Annotated in this window: 25 protein-coding genes and 1 pseudogene; 13 read left to right on the forward strand and 13 right to left on the reverse strand. The window is 71.3% G+C overall.

Translation table 11 applies throughout. The features are described from left to right. A partial coding sequence (locus tag ACWCV3_RS18610; RefSeq protein ID WP_451225228.1) for a hypothetical protein occupies positions 1-141 on the forward strand: 141 nt, incomplete at its 5' end. Positions 142-366: 225 nt separating this feature from the next. Here ACWCV3_RS18610 and pgl read toward each other — a convergent pair. Genes pgl through tkt form a run of 5 tightly spaced genes read right to left on the reverse strand, consistent with a single transcriptional unit; the run spans position 367 to position 7,020 of the window. Further along, positions 367-1,149: a 6-phosphogluconolactonase gene (gene pgl / locus ACWCV3_RS18615; protein ID WP_451224910.1), complete on the reverse strand. Its 783-nt coding sequence runs from the start codon at positions 1,147-1,149 to the stop codon at positions 367-369. Next, positions 1,146-2,243: a glucose-6-phosphate dehydrogenase assembly protein OpcA gene (opcA, locus tag ACWCV3_RS18620; protein ID WP_451224913.1), complete on the reverse strand. Its 1,098-nt coding sequence runs from the start codon at positions 2,241-2,243 to the stop codon at positions 1,146-1,148. Before opcA ends, pgl begins: the two co-directional genes overlap by 4 nt. Further along, positions 2,240-3,778: a glucose-6-phosphate dehydrogenase gene (gene zwf, locus ACWCV3_RS18625; protein WP_451224916.1), complete on the reverse strand. Its 1,539-nt coding sequence runs from the start codon at positions 3,776-3,778 to the stop codon at positions 2,240-2,242. The genes opcA and zwf overlap by 4 nt, the downstream gene beginning before the upstream one ends. A 1-nt stretch (position 3,779) precedes the next feature. Further along, positions 3,780-4,898: a transaldolase gene (gene tal / locus ACWCV3_RS18630; protein ID WP_451224919.1), complete on the reverse strand. Its 1,119-nt coding sequence runs from the start codon at positions 4,896-4,898 to the stop codon at positions 3,780-3,782. Positions 4,899-4,932: 34 nt separating this feature from the next. Further along, positions 4,933-7,020 (reverse strand): transketolase, encoded by a 2,088-nt coding sequence (gene tkt, locus ACWCV3_RS18635; protein WP_451224922.1) that lies wholly within the window; start codon positions 7,018-7,020, stop codon positions 4,933-4,935. A gap of 373 nt (positions 7,021-7,393) precedes the next feature. Between tkt and ACWCV3_RS18640 the strand changes: the two genes are divergently transcribed. From ACWCV3_RS18640 to ACWCV3_RS18650, 3 genes are all read left to right on the forward strand, one after another. Beyond that, on the forward strand, positions 7,394-8,395 hold the full coding sequence (locus tag ACWCV3_RS18640; protein WP_451224925.1) for a heme o synthase: 1,002 nt from the start codon (positions 7,394-7,396) through the stop codon (positions 8,393-8,395). A gap of 69 nt (positions 8,396-8,464) precedes the next feature. Beyond that, positions 8,465-8,779 carry a hypothetical protein gene (locus tag ACWCV3_RS18645; RefSeq protein ID WP_451224928.1) on the forward strand — a complete coding sequence of 105 codons (315 nt, stop codon included), beginning with the start codon at positions 8,465-8,467 and terminating at the stop codon, positions 8,777-8,779. Between the two features lie 151 nt (positions 8,780-8,930). Then, entirely contained in the window at positions 8,931-9,143 is a 213-nt protein-coding gene (locus ACWCV3_RS18650) for a hypothetical protein (protein WP_451224931.1), read from the forward strand. 539 nt (positions 9,144-9,682) lie between these two features. Here the strand turns inward: ACWCV3_RS18650 and ACWCV3_RS18655 are convergent. The 4 genes and pseudogenes from ACWCV3_RS18655 to ACWCV3_RS18670 all read right to left on the reverse strand — a co-directional run. Then, complete coding sequence (locus ACWCV3_RS18655) at positions 9,683-10,693, reverse strand: COX15/CtaA family protein (protein WP_451224933.1); 1,011 nt, start codon at positions 10,691-10,693, stop codon at positions 9,683-9,685. Between the two features lie 58 nt (positions 10,694-10,751). After that, positions 10,752-11,525: an ABC transporter permease gene (locus tag ACWCV3_RS18660; protein ID WP_451224936.1), complete on the reverse strand. Its 774-nt coding sequence runs from the start codon at positions 11,523-11,525 to the stop codon at positions 10,752-10,754. After that, positions 11,522-12,445 carry an ABC transporter ATP-binding protein gene (locus ACWCV3_RS18665; protein WP_451224939.1) on the reverse strand — a complete coding sequence of 308 codons (924 nt, stop codon included), beginning with the start codon at positions 12,443-12,445 and terminating at the stop codon, positions 11,522-11,524. Before ACWCV3_RS18665 ends, ACWCV3_RS18660 begins: the two co-directional genes overlap by 4 nt. 110 nt (positions 12,446-12,555) lie before the next feature. Continuing rightward, positions 12,556-12,879, reverse strand: a pseudogene (locus tag ACWCV3_RS18670) (AAC(3) family N-acetyltransferase); the annotation flags it as partial. A gap of 184 nt (positions 12,880-13,063) precedes the next feature. On the opposite strand from ACWCV3_RS18670, the gene ACWCV3_RS18675 reads away from it, so the two are divergent. From ACWCV3_RS18675 to dapD, 9 genes are all read left to right on the forward strand, one after another. Continuing rightward, complete coding sequence (locus ACWCV3_RS18675) at positions 13,064-13,822, forward strand: helix-turn-helix transcriptional regulator (protein ID WP_451224942.1); 759 nt, start codon at positions 13,064-13,066, stop codon at positions 13,820-13,822. After that, positions 13,819-15,240 (forward strand): Fe-S cluster assembly protein SufB, encoded by a 1,422-nt coding sequence (gene sufB, locus ACWCV3_RS18680; protein ID WP_451224944.1) that lies wholly within the window; start codon positions 13,819-13,821, stop codon positions 15,238-15,240. Before ACWCV3_RS18675 ends, sufB begins: the two co-directional genes overlap by 4 nt. A 71-nt stretch (positions 15,241-15,311) precedes the next feature. Then, entirely contained in the window at positions 15,312-16,493 is a 1,182-nt protein-coding gene (gene sufD, locus ACWCV3_RS18685; protein ID WP_451224947.1) for a Fe-S cluster assembly protein SufD, read from the forward strand. Then, a complete protein-coding gene (locus tag ACWCV3_RS18690) occupies positions 16,490-16,813 on the forward strand; it encodes a non-heme iron oxygenase ferredoxin subunit (RefSeq protein WP_451224950.1) in 324 nt (107 codons plus the stop codon). The genes sufD and ACWCV3_RS18690 overlap by 4 nt, the downstream gene beginning before the upstream one ends. A 7-nt stretch (positions 16,814-16,820) precedes the next feature. Next, positions 16,821-17,585 carry a Fe-S cluster assembly ATPase SufC gene (gene sufC / locus ACWCV3_RS18695; RefSeq protein ID WP_359704535.1) on the forward strand — a complete coding sequence of 255 codons (765 nt, stop codon included), beginning with the start codon at positions 16,821-16,823 and terminating at the stop codon, positions 17,583-17,585. Further along, positions 17,582-18,838: a cysteine desulfurase gene (locus ACWCV3_RS18700; protein ID WP_451224954.1), complete on the forward strand. Its 1,257-nt coding sequence runs from the start codon at positions 17,582-17,584 to the stop codon at positions 18,836-18,838. The genes sufC and ACWCV3_RS18700 overlap by 4 nt, the downstream gene beginning before the upstream one ends. An 18-nt stretch (positions 18,839-18,856) precedes the next feature. Beyond that, complete coding sequence (gene sufU, locus ACWCV3_RS18705) at positions 18,857-19,330, forward strand: Fe-S cluster assembly sulfur transfer protein SufU (RefSeq protein WP_086692707.1); 474 nt, start codon at positions 18,857-18,859, stop codon at positions 19,328-19,330. Further along, on the forward strand, positions 19,327-19,659 hold the full coding sequence (locus ACWCV3_RS18710) for a metal-sulfur cluster assembly factor (RefSeq protein ID WP_031182020.1): 333 nt from the start codon (positions 19,327-19,329) through the stop codon (positions 19,657-19,659). Before sufU ends, ACWCV3_RS18710 begins: the two co-directional genes overlap by 4 nt. A gap of 112 nt (positions 19,660-19,771) precedes the next feature. Continuing rightward, positions 19,772-20,758, forward strand: a complete 987-nt coding sequence (gene dapD / locus ACWCV3_RS18715) for a 2,3,4,5-tetrahydropyridine-2,6-dicarboxylate N-succinyltransferase (RefSeq protein ID WP_451224959.1) — start codon at positions 19,772-19,774, stop codon at positions 20,756-20,758. Between the two features lie 129 nt (positions 20,759-20,887). Here dapD and ACWCV3_RS18720 read toward each other — a convergent pair whose 3' ends face one another. From ACWCV3_RS18720 to ACWCV3_RS18735, 4 genes are all read right to left on the reverse strand, one after another. Further along, entirely contained in the window at positions 20,888-21,079 is a 192-nt protein-coding gene (locus ACWCV3_RS18720) for a hypothetical protein (RefSeq protein WP_451224961.1), read from the reverse strand. A 44-nt stretch (positions 21,080-21,123) separates the two neighbouring features. After that, positions 21,124-21,741: a TetR/AcrR family transcriptional regulator gene (locus ACWCV3_RS18725; protein WP_451224963.1), complete on the reverse strand. Its 618-nt coding sequence runs from the start codon at positions 21,739-21,741 to the stop codon at positions 21,124-21,126. A gap of 204 nt (positions 21,742-21,945) precedes the next feature. After that, positions 21,946-23,385 carry an alkaline phosphatase PhoX gene (locus tag ACWCV3_RS18730; protein WP_451224966.1) on the reverse strand — a complete coding sequence of 480 codons (1,440 nt, stop codon included), beginning with the start codon at positions 23,383-23,385 and terminating at the stop codon, positions 21,946-21,948. A gap of 151 nt (positions 23,386-23,536) precedes the next feature. Further along, positions 23,537-24,961 (reverse strand): hypothetical protein, encoded by a 1,425-nt coding sequence (locus ACWCV3_RS18735; protein ID WP_451224968.1) that lies wholly within the window; start codon positions 24,959-24,961, stop codon positions 23,537-23,539. Between the last annotated feature and the right edge of the window lie 168 nt (positions 24,962-25,129).

The following is a 25,129-nucleotide window of genomic DNA, read 5'->3' on the forward strand; positions in this document are numbered from 1 at the left end:
TCCTTCGACCAGTGGGGCGTCGAACTGGGCAAGGTCCTCGCCAAGCGCATCGAACCCGCCCTGACCGAGGGCGCGGACGTGCCCGGTCTCGACCCGTCGACGCGGGCACTGGTAGCCGGGTACCGGGAGATGAGGGGCTGAGCGACCGGTGGTGGGGCGCGGCCGGTTCGGCCGTGCCCGACCCCTGGGAGATTCCGGCGCCACCGGTCAGGCGGTAACCGGGAAAGACGTCCGCGCGCTCGCCCACGCTCTGGTGCGTTCCCGGACGATCGCCTCGGAGGACGGCATCTACGTGCTCGCCGGCCCCGGCCCGCAGACACACGAAAGGGCGACGGAGGACATCCGCCGCCCTTCCGTGTGCTCAGCTCACGGTGAAGCCGGCGGATACATCGACCGGGGCAGGTCCGCCGCGGCCGCCGAGTCCAGCAGCCACAGCGTCCGCGCCCGGCCCTGGGCACCGGCCGCCGGGGCCTGCACCTCGCCCGCGCCGGACAGCGCGATCGCCACCGCCTCGGCCTTGTCCTCGCCCGCCGCCAGCAGCCACACCTCACGCGCCGCGCGGATCGCGGGCAGCGTCAGGGAGGTCCGGGTCGGCGGCGGCTTGGGAGCGCCGTGCACACCCACCACCATGCGCTCGGTCTCCCGCACCGCGGGCAGCTCCGGGAAGAGCGACGCCACATGCGTGTCCGGACCGACGCCCAGCAGCAGCACGTCGAACTCCGGCACGTCGGCGTGGTCCTCGGGGCCGGCCGCCTTGGCCAGCTCCGCCGCGTACGCACCGGCCGCCGCGTCCACGTCCGCGCCGTAGGGCCCGTCGGAGGCGGGCATCGGGTGCACTCGCGCCGGGTCCAGCGGTACGGAGTCCAGCAGGACCTCGCGGGCCTGCGTGTAGTTGCGGTCCGGGTCGCCCTCGGGGAGGTAGCGCTCGTCGCCCCACCACAGGTCGAGGCGGCCCCAGTCGATGGCGTCCCGCGCGGGCGCCTTGGCCAGCGCGGCCAGCAGGCCGTTGCCGTTGCGGCCCCCGGTGAGGACCACCGACGCGTGACCGCGCGACGCCTGCGCGTCCACGATCTTGGTGATCAGCCGCGCTGCGGCGGCCTCGGCCATCAGTTCCTTGTCGCGGTGCACGACCAGTTGCGGAGTGCTCACTTCGACGCCGCCTTCCTCGCGAGGGAGTTCGGGGTCGGCCGCTCGGCCTCGCCCTCCTCGGTACCAGCCTCGGACTCGGCCACGGCCACCTCGGTGACCACCTCGTCCTCCGCGCCCTTCCCGGCGGGCTCCGCCGGAGTGCCGCCCAGCGCCGCCAGCGCGTCCGCGCCCGTCGACAGCCGCTCCACGCCGTAGCGCAGGGCCGCCGCGTAGGTGTCGTCCGGGTCGAGCCGGCGCAGCTCCTCCGCGATCAGCTCGGTGGTGTCCCGGCGCTGGAGCGCCACCGCGCGGCCCGGCTGGCCCTGGATGGACAGGTTCGCCAGCGAGCCGTCGGCCCGGTCCAGCACGACCGGCCCGCAGGTCGTCTCCATCCGGACCGCCGTCAGACCCGGCCCCGACGACAGTGACCGCTGCACGGGGACGCCCAGCCGGTCCGCCAGCCACATGGCCAGCAGCTCGCAGCTCGGATTGAACTCCTCGCCCTCCACCTCGACGGACCGCACCTCGCAGTCCACTTGGTCCAGGGCCGCCGCCAGCATCGAACGCCACGGCGTGATCCGCGTCCACGCCAGGTCGGTGTCGCCCGGCGTGTACGTCTCGGCCCGCGCCGCCAGCTCGCGCACCGGCTGCTCGGCCGCGTAGGTGTCGGTCACCCGGCGCTGTGCGAGCGCGCCCAGCGGGTCCTCGGCCGGGGCCGCCGGGGCGTTCACCGGCCACCAGACCACCACCGGCGCGTCCGGGAGCAGCAGCGGCAGCACCACCGAGTCGGCGTGGTCGGACACCTCGCCGTACAGCCGCAGCACCACCGTCTCGCCGGTGCCGGCCTCCGCGCCCACCCGCACCTCGGCGTCGAGGCGGGAACTGGTGCGGTCGCGCGGGGTGCGCGAGACCCGGCGGATGACGACCAGCGTGCGCGAGGGGTGTTCCCGCGAGGCGTCGCTCGCCGCGCGCAGCGAGTCGTAGGCGTTCTCCTCGTCGGTGACGATGACGAGGGTCAGCACCATGCCCACGGCGGGCGTGCCGATGGCGCGGCGGCCCTCGATCAGGGCCTTGTTGATCTCACCGGCGGTGGTGTCGGTCAGGTCTATCTTCATGGCCGCCGCCAGCTCCGTCCGTCTCGTGCGAGCATCTCGTCGGCCTCGGCCGGGCCCCAGGTGCCCGACTTGTACTGCGCGGGCCGCCCGTGCTCGTCCCAGTACTCCTCGACCGGGTCGAGGATCTTCCAGGACAGCTCGACCTCCTCCGTGCGCGGGAAGAGGTTGGCGTCGCCGAGCAGCACGTCGAGGATGAGCCGCTCGTACGCCTCGGGGCTGGACTCGGTGAAGGACTCGCCGTAGGCGAAGTCCATCGACACGTCCCGGATCTCCATCGAGGTTCCCGGCACCTTGGAGCCGAAGCGGACCGTGATGCCCTCGTCGGGCTGGACCCGGATGACGATGGCGTTCTGGCCCAGTTCCTCGGTCGCCGTGTGGTCGAACGGGGAGTGCGGCGCCCGCTGGAAGACCACCGCGATCTCGGTGACCCGACGGCCCAGCCGCTTGCCGGTGCGCAGGTAGAACGGCACGCCCGCCCAGCGGCGGTTGTCGATCTCCAGCTTCAGCGCCGCGTAGGTGTCGGTCTTCGACTCGGGGTCGATGCCCTCCTCCTGGAGGTAACCGATGACCTTCTCGCCGCCCTGCCAGCCGGCCGCGTACTGGCCGCGCACGGTGTGCTCGCCCAGGTCCTTCGGCAGCCGTACGGCACCGAGCACCTTGGTCTTCTCCCTGGCCAGCGCGTCCGCGCCGAAGGAGGACGGCTCCTCCATGGCGGTCAGCGCCAGCAGCTGGAGCAGGTGGTTCTGGATCACGTCACGGGCGGCGCCGATGCCGTCGTAGTACCCGGCACGGCCGCCGATGCCGATGTCCTCGGCCATCGTGATCTGCACGTGGTCGACGTAGGACCGGTTCCAGATCGGCTCGAACATCGTGTTGGCGAAGCGCAGCGCCAGGATGTTCTGGACGGTCTCCTTGCCGAGGTAGTGGTCGATCCGGAACACCTGCTCCGGCTCGAACACCTCGTGCACGACCTTGTTCAGCTCCTCGGCCGACTTCAGGTCGTGGCCGAACGGCTTCTCGATGACCGCGCGGCGCCAGGAGCCCTTGGACTGGTCGGCCAGCCCGCTCTTCTTGAGCTGCTGGATCACGACGGGGAAGGCACTCGGGGGCACCGACAGGTAGAAGGCGAAGTTGCCCCCGGTGCCCTGCTGCTTGTCCAGCTCGTCGATGGTGGAGCGCAGCCGCTCGAACGCCTCGTCGTCGTCGAAGGTGCCCTGGACGAAGCGCATCCCCTGGATGAGCTGCTGCCAGACCTCCTCGCGGAACGGCGTACGCGCGTGCTCCTTGACCGCGTCGTGCACGACCTGCGCGAAGTCCTCGTCCTCCCAGTCGCGGCGGGCGAAGCCCACCAGGGAGAAGCCCGGCGGCAGCAGACCGCGGTTGGCCAGGTCGTAGACGGCCGGCATCAGCTTCTTGCGCGACAGGTCACCCGTGACGCCGAAGATCACCAGGCCCGACGGCCCCGCGATGCGCGGGAGCCGCCGGTCCGCGGGATCACGAAGCGGGTTCGCTCCGGAACCGTTGAGGGGTGACAAATCAGCCCTCCGAGGGGGCGAGGCGCTTCAGCTCCGCCTCGGTCGACTTGAGCAGGTCGTTCCAGGACGCCTCGAACTTGTCCACGCCCTCGTCCTCCAGCACCCGGACGACCTCGTCGTAGGAGATGCCGAGCGCCTCGATCGCGTCGAGGTCGGCACGGGCCTGACCGTAGGTACCGGACACCGTGTCGCCGGTGATCTCACCGTGGTCGTCGGTGGCCTCCAGGGTGGCCTCCGGCATGGTGTTGACGGTGTTCGGCGCGACCAGGTCGGTGACGTACATCGTGTCCGAGTACGCCGGGTCCTTCACACCGGTCGACGCCCACAGGGGACGCTGCTTGTTGGCGCCCGCCTTCTCCAGCGCCTTCCAGCGGTCGGAGGAGAAGACCTCCTCGTACGCCTGGTAGGCGAGTCGGGCGTTGGCGACGGCGGCCTTGCCGAGCAGCGCCTTGGCCTCGTCGGTGCCGACCGCCTTCAGCCGCTTGTCGATCTCGGAGTCCACCCGGGACACGAAGAAGGACGCCACGGAGTGGATCCTGGACAGGTCCAGGCCGCGCTCCTTGGCCTTCTCCAGGCCGTTCAGGTACGCGTCCATGACCTTGCGGTACCGGTCGAGCGAGAAGATCAGCGTGACGTTGACGCTGATGCCGTTGCCGATCGTGTCCGCGATGGCCGGCAGACCCGCCTCGGTGGCCGGGATCTTGATCAGCGTGTTCGGGCGGTCCACCAGCCAGGCGAGCTGGCGGGCCTCGGCCAGCGTGGCGCGCGTGTTGTGCGCCAGGCGCGGGTCGACCTCGATGGAGACCCGGCCGTCCTTGCCGTCGGTGGCGTCGAAGACCGGCCGCAGGATGTCGGCGGCGTCGCGGACGTCCGCCGTCGTGATCATGCGGATGGCCTCTTCGACCGTGACGTCGCGCGCTGCGAGGTCGGCGAGCTGCTGGTCGTAGCCGTCGCCCTGCGAGATCGCCTTCTGGAAGATCGTGGGGTTGGTGGTGACGCCCACGACGTGCTGCTGGTCGATCAGCTCGGCGAGGTTGCCGGACGTGATCCGCTTGCGCGAGAGGTCGTCCAGCCAGATCGCCACGCCCTCCTCGGAGAGGCGCTTCAGTGCGTCTGTCATGGAAATTGCATCTCCTACGTGTCGTTTACGGGCGTCAGCGCTGCGCGGCGGCGAGGGATTCCCGCGCCTTGCCGGCCACGTTCTCCGGAGTGAAGCCGTACTCGCGGAACAGGACCTTGCCGTCCGCGGACGCGCCGAAGTGCTCCAGCGAAACGATGCGGCCGGCGTCTCCCACGTACTTGTGCCAGGTCAGACCGATGCCCGCCTCGACGGCGACGCGGGCCCTGACCGACGGCGGCAGCACGGAGTCCCGGTACCCCTGGTCCTGCTCCTCGAACCACTCGACCGACGGCATCGAGACCACGCGGGTCGGCACGCCCTCGGCCTGGAGCTGCTCGCGCGCATCCACGGCGACGTGCACCTCGGAACCGGTGGCGATCAGGATCACCTGCGGCTCGCCGCCCTCGGCCTCGAACAGGACGTAGCCGCCACGCGCGGCGTCCTCGTTGGGCTCGTACGTCGGCACGCCCTGGCGGGTCAGCACCAGACCGGTCGGGGCGCCCTTGCCGAACTCCTTGGTCCAGCGCTTGAGCACCTCGCGCCAGGCGGTCGCGGTCTCGTTGGCGTCCGCCGGGCGGACCACGTTCAGACCGGGGATCGCGCGCAGCGCGGCCAGGTGCTCCACCGGCTGGTGGGTCGGGCCGTCCTCGCCGAGACCGATCGAGTCGTGCGTCCACACGTACGTCACCGGCAGGTGCATCAGCGCCGACAGCCGGACGGCGTTGCGCATGTAGTCGGAGAACACGAGGAACGTACCGCCGTAGACGCGGGTGTTCCCGGCCAGGGTGATGCCGTTCATCTCGGCGGCCATGGAGAACTCACGGATGCCGAAGTGGATCGTGCGGCCGTACGGGTCCGCCTCCGGCAGCGGGTTGCCCGCCGGGAGGAAGGAGCTGTTCTTGTCGATGGTCGTGTTGTTCGACCCGGCGAGGTCGGCGGAGCCGCCCCACAGCTCGGGGATGACCGGGCCGAGCGCCTGGAGGATCTTGCCGGAGGCGGCACGGGTGGCCACGCTCTTGCCGGTCTCGAAGACCGGGATCTTCAGCTCCCAGCCGGTCGGCAGCGCGCCCTCGCTGATGCGGTCGAACTCGGCCGCGCGGTCCGCGTTGTTCTCGCGCCAGACCTGGAAGCCCTTCTCCCACTCCGCCTTGGCCTGCCGGCCGCGCTCCAGGGCACCGCGGGTGTGGTCCAGGACCTCGTCGGCGACGGCGAAGCTCTGCGCCTCGTCGAAGCCGAGCACGCGCTTGGTGGCCGCCACCTCGTCCTCGCCGAGAGCGGAGCCGTGCGCGGCCTCGGTGTCCTGGGCGTTCGGGGCGGGCCAGGCGATGATCGAGCGCATGGCGATGAAGGACGGCCGGTCGGTGACCGCCTTGGCCTTCTCGATCGCCGCGTAGATCGCCGCCGGGTCGAGGTCGCCGTCGGCCTTGGGCTCCACGCGCTGGACGTGCCAGCCGTACGCCTCGTACCGCTTCATCGTGTCCTCGGACACGGCGGTCTCGGTGTCGCCCTCGATCGAGATGTGGTTGTCGTCCCACAGCAGCACCAGGTTGCCGAGCTTCTGGTGGCCCGCGAGGGAGGACGCCTCGGAGGAGATGCCCTCCTGGAGGCAGCCGTCACCGGCGATGCAGTAGACGTAGTGGTCGAACGGGGACGTGCCCTCGGGCGCGTCGGGGTCGAACAGGCCCCGCTCGAACCGGGACGCCATTGCCATGCCCACCGCGTTGGCCACACCCTGGCCCAGCGGACCGGTGGTGGTCTCGACGCCCTCGGTGTGCCCGTACTCCGGGTGGCCCGGAGTCTTCGAGCCCCAGGTGCGGAAGGACTTCAGGTCGTCCAGCTCCAGGCCGAAGCCGGCCAGGTAGAGCTGCGTGTAGAGGGTCAGGGACGAGTGACCGGCGGACAGCACGAAGCGGTCGCGGCCCACCCACCGCGGGTCGGCGGGGTCGTGCCGCATCACCTTCTGGAAGAGGGTGTAGGCGGCCGGGGCCAGGCTCATCGCCGTGCCGGGATGGCCGTTGCCGACCTTCTGTACGGCGTCGGCGGCCAGGACCCGGGCGGTGTCCACGGCCCGCTGGTCCAGCTCGGTCCACTCAAGGTCTGTGGTGGTCGGCTTGGTGCTCACCCTGGCTCAGGGCTCCTCTCCACATGTCGTTCGCCGGTTCGCGGCGCGTGGCGCCCGCCGGCCGCCGGTGCACTGGTGTCCACCGGCCGTTGTCGAGCCTACCCCCGAGGGGACGTGCGTTTTTTCGAGTCATTCCAGACTGCCGGGACTCGTCGCGATCCGCCTCCCGACCGGCCCACGAGCCGCTTGGCACATGAATACGGAGCCGCTCGTCCGAGTGCTCAAGCGAGCCGGGGGAGACCTCGGACGGGCGACGGGCCGCGAGGCTCGGCAACACGAGCCGACCCCCGCGAAAAACCGGATATGGGCAACGTCTAAAGTGGCGTGGTACGCGCGAGCCTTTACCCCGCTTTCACACGGGAATGCTCGCTTGATGTCTCTGTCAGGGGTGTGCGTGACGGCCGTCGAATCCCGTCCTGGCGGCACTTCCCAGGCCCTCGAGGCTCTGGGGGAGGCCGGTCCCGGTACGAGCCGGAGCCCGGTTCACCGGTCGTTCGGAGCCCGTGTCAAGGGCTTCGTGGCGCTGACCAAGCCGCGGATCATCGAGCTGCTGCTCATCACCACGGTGCCGGTGATGTTCCTGGCCCAGCAGGGGGTGCCCGACCTGGGGCTCGTCCTGCTCACCTGCGTCGGCGGCTATCTGTCCGCGGGCGGCGCCAACGCGCTCAACATGTACATCGACCGCGACATCGACGCGCTGATGGACCGCACCTCGCAGCGGCCGCTGGTGACCGGGCTGGTCAGCCCGCGCGAGTGCCTCGCCTTCGGCGTCACCCTCGCGGTCGTCTCGACGCTTCTGTTCGGGCTGACCGTCAACTGGCTGTCCGCCTGGCTGTCACTCGGTGCGCTCCTCTTCTACGTCGTCGTCTACACGATGATCCTCAAGCGGCGTACCTCGCAGAACATCGTCTGGGGCGGCATCGCGGGGTGTCTGCCGGTGCTGATCGGGTGGTCCTCGGTCACCGACTCGATGTCCTGGGCGCCGGTCATCCTCTTCCTCGTGATGTTCTTCTGGACGCCGCCGCACTACTGGCCGCTGTCCATGAAGGTCAAGGAGGACTACGCCCGCGTGGGTGTGCCGATGCTGCCCGTCATCGCCTCCAACAAGGTGGTCGCCCGGCAGATCGTGATCTACAGCTGGGTGATGGTCGCCGTCTCCCTGCTGCTGACCCCGCTCGGCTACACCGGCTGGTTCTACACCGTGGTCGCCCTCGCGGCCGGCGGCTTCTGGCTCTGGGAGGCGCACGGCCTGCAGAACCGGGCCAAGGCCGAGGTGACGGGGGGCAAGCTCAAGGAGATGCGGCTGTTCCACTGGTCCATCACCTACGTCTCCATCCTCTTCGTCGCCGTCGCGGTGGACCCCTTCCTGCGCTGACCCGGGCGCGGCCCCCGAGGCCGACCCCTCCCGTCGCCCTTCTCTCTACTCGTCGGTAGCATCCTGGTCATGGCTGACACGGAGCAGGTTGACGCGAAGAGCGAGCGCGCGGTGAAGCGGCTCGCCCACCAGATCGGTACGTTCGCCAAGGCGCACGGTGGCGCCCAGGGGAACGTCGCTCACCTCGGCGAACGCGGGGCCCGCATCGCCCTCGTGGGCGAGGACGGCGAGTGGGGCAACCTGGTCGCCCCCAGCGTGGAGATCGGACGCCGGGCGGTGGAGAAGGCCGGGGTGACGCTCCAGGACGACTTCGACGGGGAGTTCGCGGCGAAGATCCGCACCGGCGTCTACGAGTGGAAGCGGATGGCCGGAATCCAGATCTGAGGTCCCGGCCGCGGGGCGGCGGTCGCCCGCGGAGCACCGGTCCGCCGTGGCCGGTCGCGCGGTTCCCCGCGCCCCGCGGGCGGCTCGCGCCACCCCGAACCCGGTTCGTGCCGTCAGGGCGTGCGGAACAGCGTCCTCGTCGGGAACCGGAATGATCGACACGCCTTCGCCCGTGGATCAGTACTGCCGTGGGGCGCGGGCCGCTGCGCGGGTCGGGGATCACCGCCTCGCCCCGCTCCGCCCCCTCGCCGTCTGGGCCCACGGCTCACAGGGCGGCGGGGACTGTCAGGAGGGCCGCAGCGGCCTGGCCCTGGTCGCGGTACTGCCCGGCCCGCTGACCCCGCCTGCGTACGCCGCCCGGTGATGCAGTACCGGCAGCCGCCCGCCGAGCCGCTGGCGGACAGGCTCCACCGCTCCTACCTGACGCCGCCCGCGGCGGCCGATCCGGGGGACGCCGCACCTGACCTGGGCACACGGCCGCGTCCGGCGCCGCCCCGTCACCCCGGTGACCCGGAGCGAGCCGCGCGCGTTCGGCCGGGTGCTGCACGGGGCGCCGCCCGCCACGTATCTGCCGCCGGTGCCGGACCGGGAGCCGCGGGACCTCGTCGCGGCCGACCAGCGGGACCTCTGGCGTCCGGCGGTGGACAAGGAGCGGCTCTGGAAGCAGGACATCTGGGTCGACCCCGGCCCGCTGACCTTCGCCCGCGCCACCGTCACGCTGCGTGAGAGGCGGCTGATCTCCAAGCGGCCGCGTCAGGGGGGCCGGGTGAGGTCGTCGAGGACGTCACCCGGCGGCGCCGCGGGGAACACAGGGCCGGGGGCTCTCGCCGGACCGCCGGGCCAGGCCGACCCGCGCCTGCCCCGGGCCCGCCATCGACGCCCTGGTCGCCGGAAGCCGCCGACTCAGGCCGGCGTGCCCACCGAGGCCTCCGCCGCCGGTGACGGCACGGTGGCCGGGGTCCCGGGGCGCTCGCGGAGGGAGAGGAGGACGCGCAGGATGCCGATCCAGATGAGGCAGGAGCCGAGCATGTGCAGGGCCACCAGGGCCTCGGGGAGGTGGGTGAAGTACTGGACGTAGCCGATGACGCCCTGGGCCAGCAGGATCAGGAAGAGGTCCCGGGTGCGGGAGAGGGGTCCCCTGGGGGCGTCGACCGCCTTGAGGACGAACCACAGGGCGAAGGTCAGCGTCACCACGATCCAGGCCAGCACGGCGTGCAGCTTGGCGATCATCTCCCAGTCCAGCGGGATGCGCGCCACCTCGGAGGAGTCGCCCGCGTGCGGACCGGCGCCGGTCACCACCGTGCCGGCGGCGATCAGCAGCACGGCCGCCGCCACCAGGAACCACACCAGCTGCCGTACCGCCCCGCCGACCAGTGGACGCGGCTCCGCGTCACCCTCACGGGTGCGCTGCCACATGACGGTCGCCACGGTGATCAGCGCCGTGGACAGCAGGAAGTGCGCCGCGACCGTGTAGGGGTTCAGCCCGACCAGCACCACGATGCCGCCGAGCACCGCGTTGCCCATGACCACCCAGAACTGCGCCCAGCCGAGCCGGGTCAGATCGCGCCGCCACGGCTTCCGGGAGCGGGCGGCGATGATCGCCCAGCCGACGGCCGCGCAGAGCACGTACGTCAGCATGCGGTTGCCGAACTCGATGACGCCGTGCACGCCCATGGCGCGGGTGGTGGTCAGGGAGTCGTCGGTGCAGGTGGGCCAGGTGGGGCAGCCGAGGCCGGAGCCGGTCAGGCGCACCGCGCCGCCGGTGACCACGATGACCACCGACATCACGAGCGCGGCGAGCGCGGCCCGCCGGACGGTCCGGGGGTTCGGGGTCCAGCGGTCGGCGATGAGGGCGAGCGGGTTGCGGAGGGCCGCTGCGGCGTCGGCGGGGGTCAGCTTTGGCACGCGCACCATCGTAAGGCGCCCGCTTGTGCACGCTTTCACGAGGGGGCCGTCCCGAGCCGTGCGAGGCCTACTCCCAGCGGAAGAACCTGCCCGCCGCCGCGAGCCCCACGACCGCCCACGCCGCGAGGATCGCCAGATCGCCCCAGGGCATCCCGGCGCCGTGCTGGAGCACGTCCCGCAGGCCGTCGGAGAGCGCGGAGACCGGCAGCAGCCCGAGGACGTGCTGCCCGGCGGAGCCGAACTTCTCCAGCGGCACGATCACCCCGCCGCCGACCAGCAGCAGCAGGAAGACCAGGTTGGCCGCGGCCAGTGTGGCCTCCGCCTTCAGCGTGCCCGCCATCAGCAGACCGAGCCCGGAGAACGCGGCCGTGCCGAGCAGGAGCAGCAGCACGACGGCGGCCGGGTCGCCGTGCGGGGACCAGCCGAGGGCGAAGGCGATCACGGTCAGCAGGATCACCTGGAGCATCTCGGTGACCAGCACCGCGGCCGTCTTCGCGGTCATCAGGCCCCAGCGCGGCAGCGGCGAGGAGGCCAGCCGCTTCAGCACGCCGTAGCGCCGCTCGAACCCGGTGGCGATGGCCTGCCCGGTGAACGCCGTGGACATCACCGCCAGCGCCAGGATGCCGGGCGCGAGGAAGTCCACCGCCCTGCCGGACCCGGTGTCCACGACGTCCACCGAGCTGAACAGCACCAGCAGCAGGGCCGGGATCACCACGGTCAGCAGCAGCTGCTCGCCGTTGCGCAGCAGCATCCGCGTCTCCAGCGCGGCCTGCGCGCCGATCATGCGGGGGAGCGGCGCCGCTTCGGGCCTCGGGGCGTACGTGCCCGGCGCGGTGGTCATGAGCGCAGCTCCTTGCCGGTCAGTTCCAGGAAGACGTCTTCGAGGGTGTGCCGCTCCACCGAGATCCGGTCCGGCATCACCCCGTGCTGCGCGCACCAGGAGGTCACCGTGGCGAGCAGCTGCGGGTCTATCTTGCCGCTCACCCGGTAGCCGCCCGGCGTCAGCTCGTCGGCCGTGCAGTCGGCCGGGAGCGCCTTGAGCAGCGAGGCCACGTCCAGTCCGGGGCGACCGCTGAAGCGCAGGGTGTTCTCGGCGCCGTCGCGGCACAGCTCCTCCGGGGAGCCCTGGGCGACCACCCGGCCCCCGTCGATGATCGCCACGTCGTCGGCGAGCTGCTCGGCCTCGTCCATGTGGTGCGTGGTGAGGATCACCGAGACCCCGTCGGCGCGCAGGTCCCGGACGAGGTCCCAGGTGGCGCGGCGGGCCTGCGGGTCGAGGCCCGCGGTCGGCTCGTCCAGGAAGACCAGCTCGGGACGGCCCACGACGGCCATGGCGAGCGCGAGCCGCTGCTGCTGGCCGCCGGACAGCCGCCGGTAGGGGGTCCGGCCGCACGAGCCGAGTCCGAGCCGTTCGATCAGGGCGTCCACGTCGAGGGGGTGCGCGTGCAGCCTGGCGACGTGCCGCAGCATCTCGCCGGCGCGGGCGCCGGAGTAGACGCCGCCGGACTGGAGCATCACGCCGACCCGGGGGCGCAGCGCGGCCGCGTCCCGCACCGGGTCCAGACCCAGGACACGCACGGTGCCGGAGTCCGGGGTGCGGTACCCCTCGCAGGTCTCGACGGTGGTCGTCTTGCCGGCGCCGTTGGGGCCGAGTACGGCGGTCACGCCCGGCCGGGCCTCCAGGTCGAGGCCGTCCACCGCGGTCTTCTGCCCGTACCGCTTCACCAGGGCCTGGACCTGGACCACGGGGTCACTGTGCATGGGTCCAGAGTCTAGGGAGGCGCCGCGGCGCTCAGGCGCGGGGGTGCTGGAAACCGGTCTCGCGCGGGCGGTGCAGCGGGAGCCAGCGCTCGGCGTAGGCCACCGCGTCCGCCACCGGGAACAGTGGTGCGGGGGTCGTAGCGGGGCATGGTCGCCCGTACCGTCTCCCACCATTCCGGCGGCACCGGGGGCGCGTGCCACAGTGCGGGGTCGGAGAGGTCCGCGGACTGGGTGGGGACGACCAGGGTGCCGTCCGGGCCGAGCGCGTCGAGGAGGCCCTGGACGACGGCCACGGCACCGCCGTTCACCCAGCCGAGGGAACTCAGCGAGGAGTGGACCAGCAGGGTCTCGCCGGGCGTCACACCGAGGTGACCGAGCTGCTCGGCGAGGGTGGAGCGGGTGACCAGAGGGCCCTGCGGGACGGGGGTCGGCATGGCGCGGAGTCTGCCCGGCCGTGTTCCCCGGCGCCAGCGGTTTTGCCTGGTGAAGGAGGCCGGGAGAACCGTCCCGGAGATCGTTTCCGCAGGTCAGGTTAGGTGGACCTAAGTGACGCAGGGCACCGTCGATCGCTCCCGGCCTGGCTTGTCAGGCTCCGAGGAATTACGCAACAATAGCGTTGTGAAAAACGTCGGCGAGGCTCGGGAGACCCCTGCGGGACCCCAGGAAGAGCTAGCGACCGGTGAGCGTTCGACGCGCAACCGGGTCGCGCGGTCCATCCTGGACCACGGCCCGTCGACCGTCGCCGAACTGGCCGGCCGGCTGGGCCTCACCCAGGCCGCCGTGCGCCGGCATCTGGACGCGCTGGCCGCCGACGACGTCGTGCAGGCACGAGAGCAGCGGGTGTACGGAGCCCGAACCCGAGGCCGCCCCGCGAAGGTCTTCGCCCTGACCGCCTGCGGCCGGGACGCCTTCGACCAGTCCTACGACCAGCTCGCCGCCGACGCCCTGCGCTGGATCGCCGAGCGCGAGGGCGGGGGCGAGGCCGTCGCGGCCTTCGCCCGCGCCCGGATCGCCGCCCAGGCCGCCACCTACCGCAAGGCCGTCGAGGGCGTCGAGCCCGAGCGCCGCGCCGAAGCCCTGGCCAGGGCCCTGACCGCGGACGGGTACGCTGCCACGGCACGCAGTGCACCCCTCCCGCAACAAGGTGAGCAGCTCTGCCAGCACCACTGTCCGGTCGCCCACGTCGCCGAGCAGTTCCCCCAGCTCTGCGAGGCGGAGACGGAGTTCTTCGCCGAGCTGCTGGGGACCCACGTCCAGCGACTGGCGACCATCGCCCACGGCGACGGCGTCTGCACGACGTTCATCCCCAAGATTTCCAAGACCGACAAGTCCGATCAGAGCCACCACGCAAGCACGGCCGGGAGGAACCCCGCATGACGCTCCCCACGGAGACTGCCCACCCCGAACTCGAGGGTCTGGGCAAGTACGAATACGGCTGGGCCGACTCCGACGTAGCCGGTGCCTCGGCCAAGCGCGGCCTGAGCGACGCCGTCGTCCGCGACATCTCGGACAAGAAGTCCGAGCCGGAGTGGATGACCAAGCTCCGTCTCAAGGGCCTCAAGCTGTTCGAGAAGAAGCCCATGCCCAACTGGGGATCGGACCTCTCGGGCATCGACTTCGACAACATCAAGTACTTCGTGCGCTCCACGGAGAAGCAGGCGGAGTCCTGGGAGGACCTGCCCGAGGACATCAAGAACACCTACGACAAGCTGGGTATCCCGGAGGCCGAGAAGCAGCGCCTCGTCGCCGGTGTCGCCGCCCAGTACGAGTCGGAGGTCGTCTACCACCAGATCCGCGAGGACCTGGAGGAGCAGGGCGTCATCTTCCTGGACACCGACACCGCGCTCAAGGAGCACCCGGAGCTGTTCAAGGAGTACTTCGGCACCGTCATCCCGGCCGGTGACAACAAGTTCGCCGCGCTGAACACCGCCGTGTGGTCCGGCGGCTCCTTCATCTACGTGCCGAAGGGCGTGCACGTGGAGATCCCGCTCCAGGCCTACTTCCGGATCAACACCGAGAACATGGGCCAGTTCGAGCGGACGCTGATCATCGTCGACGAGGACGCCTACGTCCACTACGTCGAGGGCTGCACCGCGCCGATCTACAAGTCGGACTCGCTGCACTCCGCGGTCGTCGAGATCATCGTCAAGAAGGGCGCCCGCTGCCGTTACACGACCATCCAGAACTGGTCGAACAACGTCTACAACCTGGTCACCAAGCGCGCCGTCGCCTACGAGGGCGCCACCATGGAGTGGGTCGACGGCAACATCGGCTCCAAGGTGACCATGAAGTACCCGGCCGTCTACCTGATGGGCGAGCACGCCAAGGGCGAGACCCTCTCCATCGCCTTCGCGGGCGAGGGCCAGCACCAGGACGCCGGCGCCAAGATGGTCCACATGGCGCCCAACACGTCGTCCAACATCGTCTCCAAGTCGGTGGCGCGCGGCGGCGGCCGTACCTCCTACCGCGGTCTCATCGAGATCGGCGAGGGCGCGGCCGGATCGAAGTCCAACGTGCTGTGCGACGCGCTGCTCGTCGACACGATCTCCCGCTCGGACACCTACCCCTACGTGGACGTCCGCGAGGACGACGTGTCCATGGGCCACGAGGCGACCGTCTCCAAGGTCTCCGAGGACCAGCTCTTCTACCTGATGAGCCGCGGCCTCTCCGAGGACGAGGCGATGGCGATGATCGTGCGCGGCTTCGTCGAGCCGATCGCCAAGGAGCTGCCGATGGAGTACGCGCTGGAGCTCAACCGGCTGATCGAGCTGCAGATGGAGGGCGCGGTCGGCTGACCCGCCGCCCGTACCGTCCCACGCCACACACGCAGCCACCAACGCACCAGAAAGCGAGCACCCCGACAGCCATGGCTGAGCAGAACATCCCCGTGGGGTCCACCACCGCGGGCTCGATCGCGGTCGCCGCGGAGTCGACCGTCGCCACGCGCATGAGCGCGCCCCCCTCCTTCGACGTCGCGGACTTCCCGGTCCCGCACGGCCGGGAGGAGGAGTGGCGGTTCACTCCGCTGGAGCGGCTGCGCGGCCTGCACGACGGCACCGCCGTCGCCACCGGCGAGGGCCTGAAGGTCGTCGTCGAGGCCCCCGAGGGCGTCACCGTCGAGAACGTCGGCCGTGACGACGCCCGGCTCGGCAAGGCCGGCACCCCGGCCGACCGTGTCGCCGCCCAGGCGTACTCCGCCTTCGAGCAGGCGTCGGTCGTCACCGTGCCCAAGGAGACCGTCCTCACCGAGCCGATCCGCATCGCCGTGCACGGCGAGGGCGGCACCGCCTTCGGCCACCAGGTGATCGAGCTGGGCGCCTTCGCCGAGGCCCTCGTCGTCATCGACCACACCGGTGACGCGGTGCTCGCCGCCAACGTCGACTACGTGCTCGGCGACGGTGCCAAGCTGACCGTCGTCTCCGTCCAGGACTGGGACGACAAGGCCGTGCACGTGGCCCAGCACAACGCCCTGGTCGGCCGCGACGCCTCCTTCAAGTCCGTCGTCGTCACCTTCGGCGGCGACGTCGTGCGCCTCCACCCCCGCGTCAGCTACGCGGGCCCCGGCGGCGAGGCCGAGCTGTTCGGCCTGTACTTCACCGACGCCGGCCAGCACCAGGAGCACCGCCTCCTGGTCGACCACAACACCCCGCACTGCCGTTCCCACGTGGTCTACAAGGGCGCGCTCCAGGGCGAGGGCGCGCACGCGGTCTGGATCGGTGACGTGCTCATCGAGGCCAAGGCCGAGGGCACCGACACCTACGAGATGAACCGCAACCTGGTGCTCACCGACGGCTCCCGCGTCGACTCGGTCCCCAACCTGGAGATCGAGACCGGCGAGATCGTCGGCGCCGGCCACGCCTCCACCACCGGTCGCTTCGACGACGAGCAGCTCTTCTACCTGATGGCCCGCGGCATCCCGGAGCACGAGGCCCGCCGCCTGGTGGTCCGTGGCTTCTTCGCCGAGCTGGTCCAGCAGATCGGTGTCCCCGACATCGAGGAGCGCCTGCTCGTCAAGATCGAGGAGGAGCTGGAGGCCGCGGTCGCATGACGACGACCTTCCAGCGCGCCTGCGGACTGAGCGAGCTGTCGGAGAACACCCCGAAGCGGGTGGAACTCGACGGCACGCCGGTCTCGGTCGTGAAGACCGAGGGCGAGGTGTACGCGATCCACGACATCTGCTCGCACGCGAACGTCTCCCTCTCCGAGGGCGAGGTGGAGGACGGGCAGATCGAGTGCTGGCTGCACGGCTCCTGCTTCGACCTCCGCAGCGGCAAGCCGTCCGGTCCGCCCGCGACGCGCCCCGTCCCCGTATACCCCGTAAAGATCGAAGGGGACGACGTGCTCGTCTCCCTCACCCAGGAGTCCTGAGGCACCCATGGCAACGCTTGAAATCCGAGACCTGCACGTCACCGTCGAGGCCGACAACGCCACGAAGGAGATCCTCAAGGGCGTCGACCTCACCGTGAAGCAGGGCGAGACGCACGCCATCATGGGCCCCAACGGCTCGGGCAAGTCGACCCTCGCCTACTCGCTCGCGGGGCACCCGAAGTACACGGTCACCAGCGGCACCGTCACCCTCGACGGCGAGGACGTCCTCGCCATGTCGGTCGACGAGCGCGCCCGCGCCGGCCTGTTCCTCGCCATGCAGTACCCGGTCGAGGTCCCCGGCGTCTCCGTCTCCAACTTCCTGCGCACCTCCGCCACCGCCGTCCGCGGCGAGGCCCCCAAGCTGCGTACTTGGGTGAAGGAGGTCAAGGAGAACATGGAGCGGCTCCACATGGACCCCTCCTTCGCCGAGCGCAACGTCAACGAGGGCTTCTCCGGCGGTGAGAAGAAGCGCCACGAGATCCTCCAGCTCGAGCTGCTCAAGCCGCAGGTCGCCATCCTCGACGAGACCGACTCCGGCCTCGACGTGGACGCCCTGCGCATCGTCTCCGAGGGCGTCAACCGCGTCCGCGAGACCGGCGAGACCGGCACCCTGCTGATCACGCACTACACGCGCATCCTGCGCTACATCAAGCCGGACTTCGTCCACGTGTTCTCCGGCGGCCGCATCGTCGAGTCCGGCGGTCCCGAGCTGGCCGACAAGCTGGAGAACGAGGGCTACGAGGCATACACGAAGGGTGGCGTATCCGCGTGACAGAGCTGCCGGGCCTCCTCGACACCGAGGCGATCCGCAAGGACTTCCCCATCCTGGGCCGCGAGGTCCACGACGGGCGCAAGCTCGTGTACCTGGACAACGCGGCGACCTCGCAGAAGCCGCGCCAGGTGCTGGACGCCCTGAGCGCGTACTACGAGCGCTACAACGCCAACGTCCACCGCGGCGTGCACGTCCTCGCCGAGGAGGCCACGGCGCTGTACGAGGGCGCGCGTGACAAGGTCGCCGACTTCGTCAACGCGCCCAGCCGCGACGAGGTGATCTTCACCAAGAACGCCTCCGAGTCGCTCAACCTCGTGGCCAACATGCTGGGCTGGGCCGACGAGCCCTACCGGGTCGACCACGAGACCGAGATCGTCATCACGGAGATGGAGCACCACTCCAACATCGTGCCCTGGCAGCTGCTCGCGCAGCGCACCGGCGCGAAGCTGAAGTGGTTCGGCCTCACCGACGACGGCCGCCTCGACCTGTCCAACCTGGACGAGATCATCACCGAGAAGACGAAGATCGTCTCCTTCGTGCTGGTCTCCAACATCCTGGGCACGGTCAACCCGGTCGAGGCGATCGTGCGCCGCGCGCAGGAGGTCGGCGCGCTGGTCTGCGTCGACGCCTCGCAGGCCGCGCCGCACATGCCGCTGGACGTACAGGCGCTCGGCGCCGACTTCGTGGCCTTCACCGGCCACAAGATGTGCGGTCCGACCGGCATCGGTGTGCTCTGGGGCCGCCAGGAACTCCTGGAGGACCTGCCTCCGTTCCTCGGCGGCGGCGAGATGATCGAGACGGTGTCGATGCACTCCTCGACCTACGCGCCCGCCCCGCACAAGTTCGAGGCCGGTACTCCGCCGATCGCCCAGGCGGTCGGTCTCGGTGCCGCGATCGACTACCTCGACTCGATCGGCATGGACAAGATCCTCGCCCACGAGCACGCGCTCACCGAGTACGCGGTGAAGCGGCTCGGCGAGGTCCCCGACCTGCGCATCATCGGCCCCTCCACGGCCGAGGACCGCGGCGCGGCGATCTCCTTCACGCTCGGCGACATCCACCCGCACGACGTGGGCCAGGTCCTCGACGAGCAGGGCATCGCGGTGCGCGTCGGCCACCACTGCGCGCGACCGGTCTGCCTGCGGTACGGAATTCCGGCGACCACCCGGGCGTCGTTCTACCTGTACTCCACGCCCGGCGAGATCGACGCACTGGTCGAGGGGCTGGAGCACGTACGGAACTTCTTCGGCTGAGAGGCGTGGGCTGACACCGTGAAGCTGGACTCGATGTACCAGGAAGTCATCCTGGACCACTACAAGAACCCGCACGGGCGTGGTCTCCGGGACGGCGACGCCGAGGTGCACCACGTGAACCCGACGTGCGGCGACGAGATCACTCTCCGAGTGCGGTACGACGGTACGACGATCGCGGACGTCTCGTACGAGGGCCAGGGCTGTTCCATCAGCCAGGCCTCGGCGTCCGTGCTGAACGAACTGCTGGTGGGCAAGGACCTGCCCGAGGCGCAGAAGATCCAGGAGACCTTCCTGGAACTGATGCAGTCCAAGGGCCGGATCGAGCCCGACGACGCGATGGAGGAGGTGCTGGAGGACGCGGTCGCGTTCGCCGGTGTCTCCAAGTACCCCGCGCGGGTCAAGTGCGCCCTCCTGAGCTGGATGGCGTGGAAGGACGCGACGGCCCAGGCCCTGGGCGAGGCCGGCGCGGACGCCGAAAGGAAGACGGCATGACCGACACCGCTGAGATGAAACCGGTCTCGGAGGAGGAACTCCGCGAGGCCCTGATGGACGTCGTCGACCCCGAGCTGGGCATCGACGTCGTCAACCTCGGTCTGATCTACGGCATTCACGTCGACGACGCGAACATCGCCACGATCGACATGACCCTGACCTCCGCGGCCTGCCCGCTGACGGACGTCATCGAGGACCAGGCCAAGTCCGTCACCGACGGCCTGGTCAGCGAACTGCGCATCAACTGGGTCTGGATGCCCCCGTGGGGCCCCGACAAGATCACCGACGACGGCCGCGAGCAGCTGCGGGCGCTGGGGTTCAACGTCTGAGGCTTCCTCTCCTGGCATGAGGCGGCGGTGCCCTCCGGGTGCCGCCGCCCTCCCATGTCCGGCGCGCCGCACCGGTTAGGCCCCCACCCCGCTCCCACGTTAGGTTTTCCACATGACCGACACTGCTTCCCGTACCACCGGCGCCGTCGCCGCCGGTCTCGCCACCGTCGCCGCCGACGGCACCGTTCTCGACACCTGGTTCCCGGCGCCCGAGCTGGTCGCCGAGCCGGGGCCGTCCGGCAGCGAGCGGCTGTCCGCCGACCGGGCCGCCGAACTGCTGGGCGACAGCGCGGTATCCGCGCTCGGCCCGGACGCCCGGCGTGGCGTCGAGGTGGTCGCGGTCCGTACGGTCATCGCCTCGCTGGACGAGAAGCCGCTCGACGCCCACGACGTCTATCTGCGGCTGCACCTGCTCTCCCACCGGCTGGTCAAGCCGCACGGCCAGAGCCTGGACGGCATCTTCGGCCACCTCGCCAACGTCGCCTGGACCTCGCTGGGCCCGGTCGCGGTGGACGACATCGAGAAGGTCCGGCTGAACGCCCGCGCGGACGGCCTGCACCTCCAGGTCACCTCGATCGACAAGTTCCCCCGCATGACGGACTACGTCGCCCCCAAGGGCGTCCGCATCGCCGATGCCGACCGCGTCCGCCTCGGCGCGCACCTCGCCGAGGGCACCACGGTCATGCACGAGGGCTTCGTCAACTTCAACGCCGGCACCCTGGGCACCTCCATGGTCGAGGGCCGCATCTCCGCCGGCGTCGTCGTCGGCGACGGCTCGGACATCGGCGGCGGCGCCTCCACCATGGGCACCCTGTCCGGTGGCGGCAACGTCGTCATCGCCATCGGCGAACGCTGCCTCGTCGGCGCGGAGGCGGGCGTGGGCATCGCGCTGGGCGACGAGTGCGTGGTGGAGGCGGGTCTGTACGTCACGGCCGGCACCCGCGTCACCATGCCCGACGGCCAGATCGCCAAGGCCCGCGACCTCTCCGGCGCCTCCAACATCCTCTTCCGCCGCAACTCGGTGACGGGCGCGGTGGAGGCCCGTCCGAACAACGCGGTGTGGGGCGGGCTGAACGACATCCTGCACAGCCACAACTGACCTGATCCGGCCGTGGCTTGCGGCGGGCGCCCTGCCACGGCCCGGCAGGGCGCCCGCCGCGGCGCTCTCCCGGCTGCCGCTCGTGGGAGCGCCCCGCGGCGCGCGTGGCGGCGGGGCGCGGGGTGAGAGTCAGTCGACCATCTGCCCGGCGAACGAACCGCCCTTACAGGTGTTGGTCGCCCAGTCGACCGTCCCACCGCCCTGCAAGCACTCGCCCGGGGTGAGGCTGGCGGCGTTGGCGGTGGCGGCGGCGCTGGTGAGGCCGAGGCCGGCGAGGGCTGCCGTGGCGAAGAGGGCAGCAAGAATTCGTCGGATGCGCATTTGGTTCGCCTTTCACGGATTGCCTCGGTTGGGACAGAATCAGCTTAATGTTCCGGCGGCCGACCCGTCCTGTTGAGCCGTTCGGGTGACAGGGTGTGCGGAGGCCGCTGCCGGACACCGTCCAGCAGCCAGCCCAGATACCGTCCGATCTCCCGCGCCTCCCCGCCCCCCAGTTCCGCCGCCGACGCGATGCCGTGGGCGAGACGCAGGAGTTCGGCAGGGGTGATGCCGGGGCGGAGGGTGCCTTCCTCCTGGGCGGACCGGACCAGGCGGGTCGCCGTGCCGTTCACCACCGTGCCGCAGGCCGTCATGGGGGCGTCGGTCACCGCCGAGCTCAGGAGGGACTTCAGTCCCCGGACCTCGATCGTCGCCACGCAGACCTCGTGGAGCCATGCTGCCAGCGCCTCGCCCGGGGGCAGGACACGGGACAACTCCTCGCCGCGCGCGCCCAGGGCGTCGACGCGGGCCGAGTACGCCGCCTCCAACAGGGCCCGGCGGGTGGGGAAGTGACGGTAGAGCGTGCCGGAGCCGACGCCGGCGCTTCTGGCGATGTCGTCCAGGGAGGCGCTCTCACCGTGTTCGGCGAACGCCGACGCCGCCGCGGTCAGCAGACGTTCACGGTTGCGCCGGGCGTCCGCCCGCATGGGCCTGGGGTCGGGCATGCGGGTGCGTCCTGTCGGCGAGAGGGGCAGCTGGCCCCGGGAGTCTACGGCCTCTCGTTCGGATCATGCCGGGCTCGCAGGGGCCGGCGCCGCCCCTCGCCGCATTGGCGTCGGTTGCCATGGCTCCGCCATGACGCCCTCCTCCGCCTCGAGGCACGGCACCGGACCCCGCTCACTGACCCGGCCTGATCCGAACGAAAGACCCTAGTCCCGGCGCTGCCGCTTCCACGGGCCCGTGATCGCCAGCATGATGCCCGGGTCCTGGATGTTGGCGAACAGGGTGCGGCCGTCGGGGGAGAAGGTGACGCCGGTGAACTCGCTGTACTCGGGGGCGGCTTCGGTGCCTATGTTGAGTTCGTTGCGGGCGATCGGGTACGTGCGCCCGCCGTCGGTCGCGCCGAAGAGGTGCTGCACGCCCTCGCCGTCCTCGGCGATGACCAGGCCCCCGTAGGGAGAGACGGTGATGTTGTCGGGGCCGTCGAACGCGCCGTCGGCGGACGGGTCCGGGTTGACGCCGAGGAGCACCTTCAGGGTCAGCGTCCGGCGCCGGGGGTCGTAGAACCAGACCTGGCCGTCGTGCCGTACGGGGCTCTCCTCGCGGGCGTAGGACGAGACGACGTACACCCCGCCGTCGCCCCACCACATCCCCTCCAGCTTGCGGGCCCGCGTCACCCGGCCGTCGGTGAACTGCTTGCGGACCGGCACCGTGCGCGCGTCCCGGTCGGGGACGTCCTCCCAGTCCACGCCGTACACCGTGCCGATGCGTGTCGCGCGCGACAGGTCGTCCACGAAGCGGCCGCCGGAGTCGAAGCAGCGGAACGCCTGGAGGACGCCCGCGTCGTCGGCGAGGGTGCGCAGCCGCCCCGGGCCGTGGTGGAAGCCCTCCGGCGGGGTCCAGCGATAGAAGAGGCCGTTCGGGCCGGCGGCGTCCTCGGTGAGGAAGAGGTGTCCCCGCTTCGGGTCGACCACCACCGCCTCGTGGGCGTAACGGCCCAGGGCCTTCAGCGGCTTGGGCGCGCGGTTGGCCCGGCGGTCGGCGGGGTCGACCTCGAAGACGTAGCCGTGGTCCTTGGTCATGCCGTTCTGCCCGGCCCGGTCCTCGGTCTCCTCGCAGGTCAGCCAGGTGCCCCACGGAGTGCTGCCGCCCGCGCAGTTGGTGGAGGTGCCGGCGATGCCCACCCACTCGGCGACACGGTCGCGGCGGACCTCCACCACCGTGCAGCCCCCCGCGGCCGCCGGGTCGTACACCAGGCCCTCGGCCAGCGGCACCGGGTGCGCCCAGCCCGCACGCGGCCCCTTCAGCTCATGGTTGTTCACCAGCAGCACGGCCCCGCGGGGACCGGCGAAGGCCGCCGTGCCGTCGTGGTTCGACGGGGTCGACTCGCCCGACTCCAGCCGGGTACGGCCGCTGTACGTCACCACCCGGTACGAGAAGCCGGCGGGCAGCGCGAGGATGCCGTCGGGGTCGGGCACCAGCGGGCCGTACCCGATGCCGGGATGGCCGTGCGCGTCCTCGGCGCCGTCGAGGTCGGTGGCGGCGAGCGCCTGCGGGGCGGTGGCGAGGGCGCCGACGCTGCCGGCGAGCACGACCCCGGCACCGGTGACCGCCGTCGTCCTGGCGAAGTCCCTGCGGGTGAGTGACATGGTGTCTCCTGTGACGGTTTCGGTGCCCGTGGCGGAGGGCGAGGGTGGCGCGGCCTCGTTCGGCCGACACGCTCCCGCCCCCCGCTGAACGGCGGTTGAACACCGCGTCGCGCACAGGACACCGCTGCCGTACGGCCGGGGAACGGGTCCGTCAGTTCCCCTGCTGCGACCTCGCCTTGAACGCGGCCTTCCGCGCCTCCTTCGCCACCCGCTTGTCCGGGTGCAGCCGGCCCATCGCCTCCAGCACGTCGGCCGTCGCCGGGTGCTCCACCCGCCAGGCGGCCGAGAAGAACCCGCTGTGCTGCTCGGCCAGCCCCTCCACCAGAGCCTGCAGCTCCTCGGAGTTGCCCTCCGCCTGGAGCTGCGCGGCGATCGTGTCGACGGTCAGCCAGAACACCAGGTCCTGCGAGGGGGGCGGCACGTCCGGCGCGCCGCGCTCGCTGAGCCAGACCCGGGCGAGCCCACCCAGCTCGGGGTCGTCCAGCACCTCCCGCAGCGCGGGCTCGGCCGCCTCGCCTACCAGGGACAGCGCCTGCTGGCAGCGCAGCCGCCGCAGCGGGGCCCCGGCGTCGCCGCCGCGCGCCGCGGCGAGCAGCTCCCTGGCCGCGGACAGGGGTTCACGGCGGGCGAGCCACTGCTCGGTCTCGGTACGCGCGGCGAACTCCCCGTACCCGGCGGTGCCGTCCAGGAGCGCGTCCGCGCCCTTGTCGGCCAGCTCGCCCACGGCCGGCGCCTCGAAACCCGCCTCCAGCAGCCGGGCCCGCAGGCCGTACAGCCCGAGCGGGGTCAGCCGGACCATGCCGTAACGGGAGATGTCGTCCTCGTCGACCGGCTCGGCGGGCTCCTCCTCCGCGCCGGCCATCAGCTCCTCGTCCACCGGCTGGTACTCCACGAGGCCGATCGGCTCCAGCAGCCGGAACTGGTCGTCCAGCTTCATCATCGCGTCGGAGACCTGCTCCAGGACATCGTTGCTGGGCTCGTCCAGGTCGTCGGGGACGATGGTGGAGGCGGCCAGCGCGGGCAGCGGCACCGGGCTCTCGCCGGGGCCGTCCTCACCGACGGTGAGCAGGTAGAGGTTGCCGAGCACGCCGTCGAGCAGCTCGGCCTCGCCCTCGGGGTCCCAGTCGAACGTCGAGAAATCGATCTCGCCGTCCTCCTCCAGCGCGGCGGCCAGCCCCTCCAGGTCCGGCACCCCGGCATCCGCGACCACCGTGTCCAGCGCGGCCAGCCAGATCGTCAGCACATCGTGCGGGGCGCCGGTCAGCAGGGCGAGGTCCGCGCCGGGAGCCACGGTCCCGGCCTCCTCGTCGGTGATCTCGACCAGGCCGGTGTCCACCGCCACGCCCCACGCCTCGGCGGCGTCCGCGGCGGCTTGGTCACCGGTCAGTCCGAGCAGTTCGACGGCGGCGGGCAGCTGCTCCTCGACCAGACTCCCGCCCCCGTCGACGCGGGTCTCGGGGCCCGCCCAGCGGGCGAGCCGGGCCGCGCGGGAGAGCAGTGGGGTGGACAGCGCGGCACGCGCCAGCTCCGCTTCGGGGCGCAGCCGTACGGGCGGCAGGGGGGAGCTGTCTGACATCGGCTGGTTCTCCTCGGACCGGGAAAGCACTCAACCCCTCAGCGTAGACGCCTTCGCCGACGCACCACCCGGTTCCGGTCGCCGCCGCCCCTCGTACGTGGCCGAAACCTTGACAACTCCAGCCCTCAGGCAGGAGATTGACGCGCGTAGAGGTGGGGGAACGACTGT

It is taken from the genome of Streptomyces sp. NPDC001781 (genome assembly GCF_053596035.1).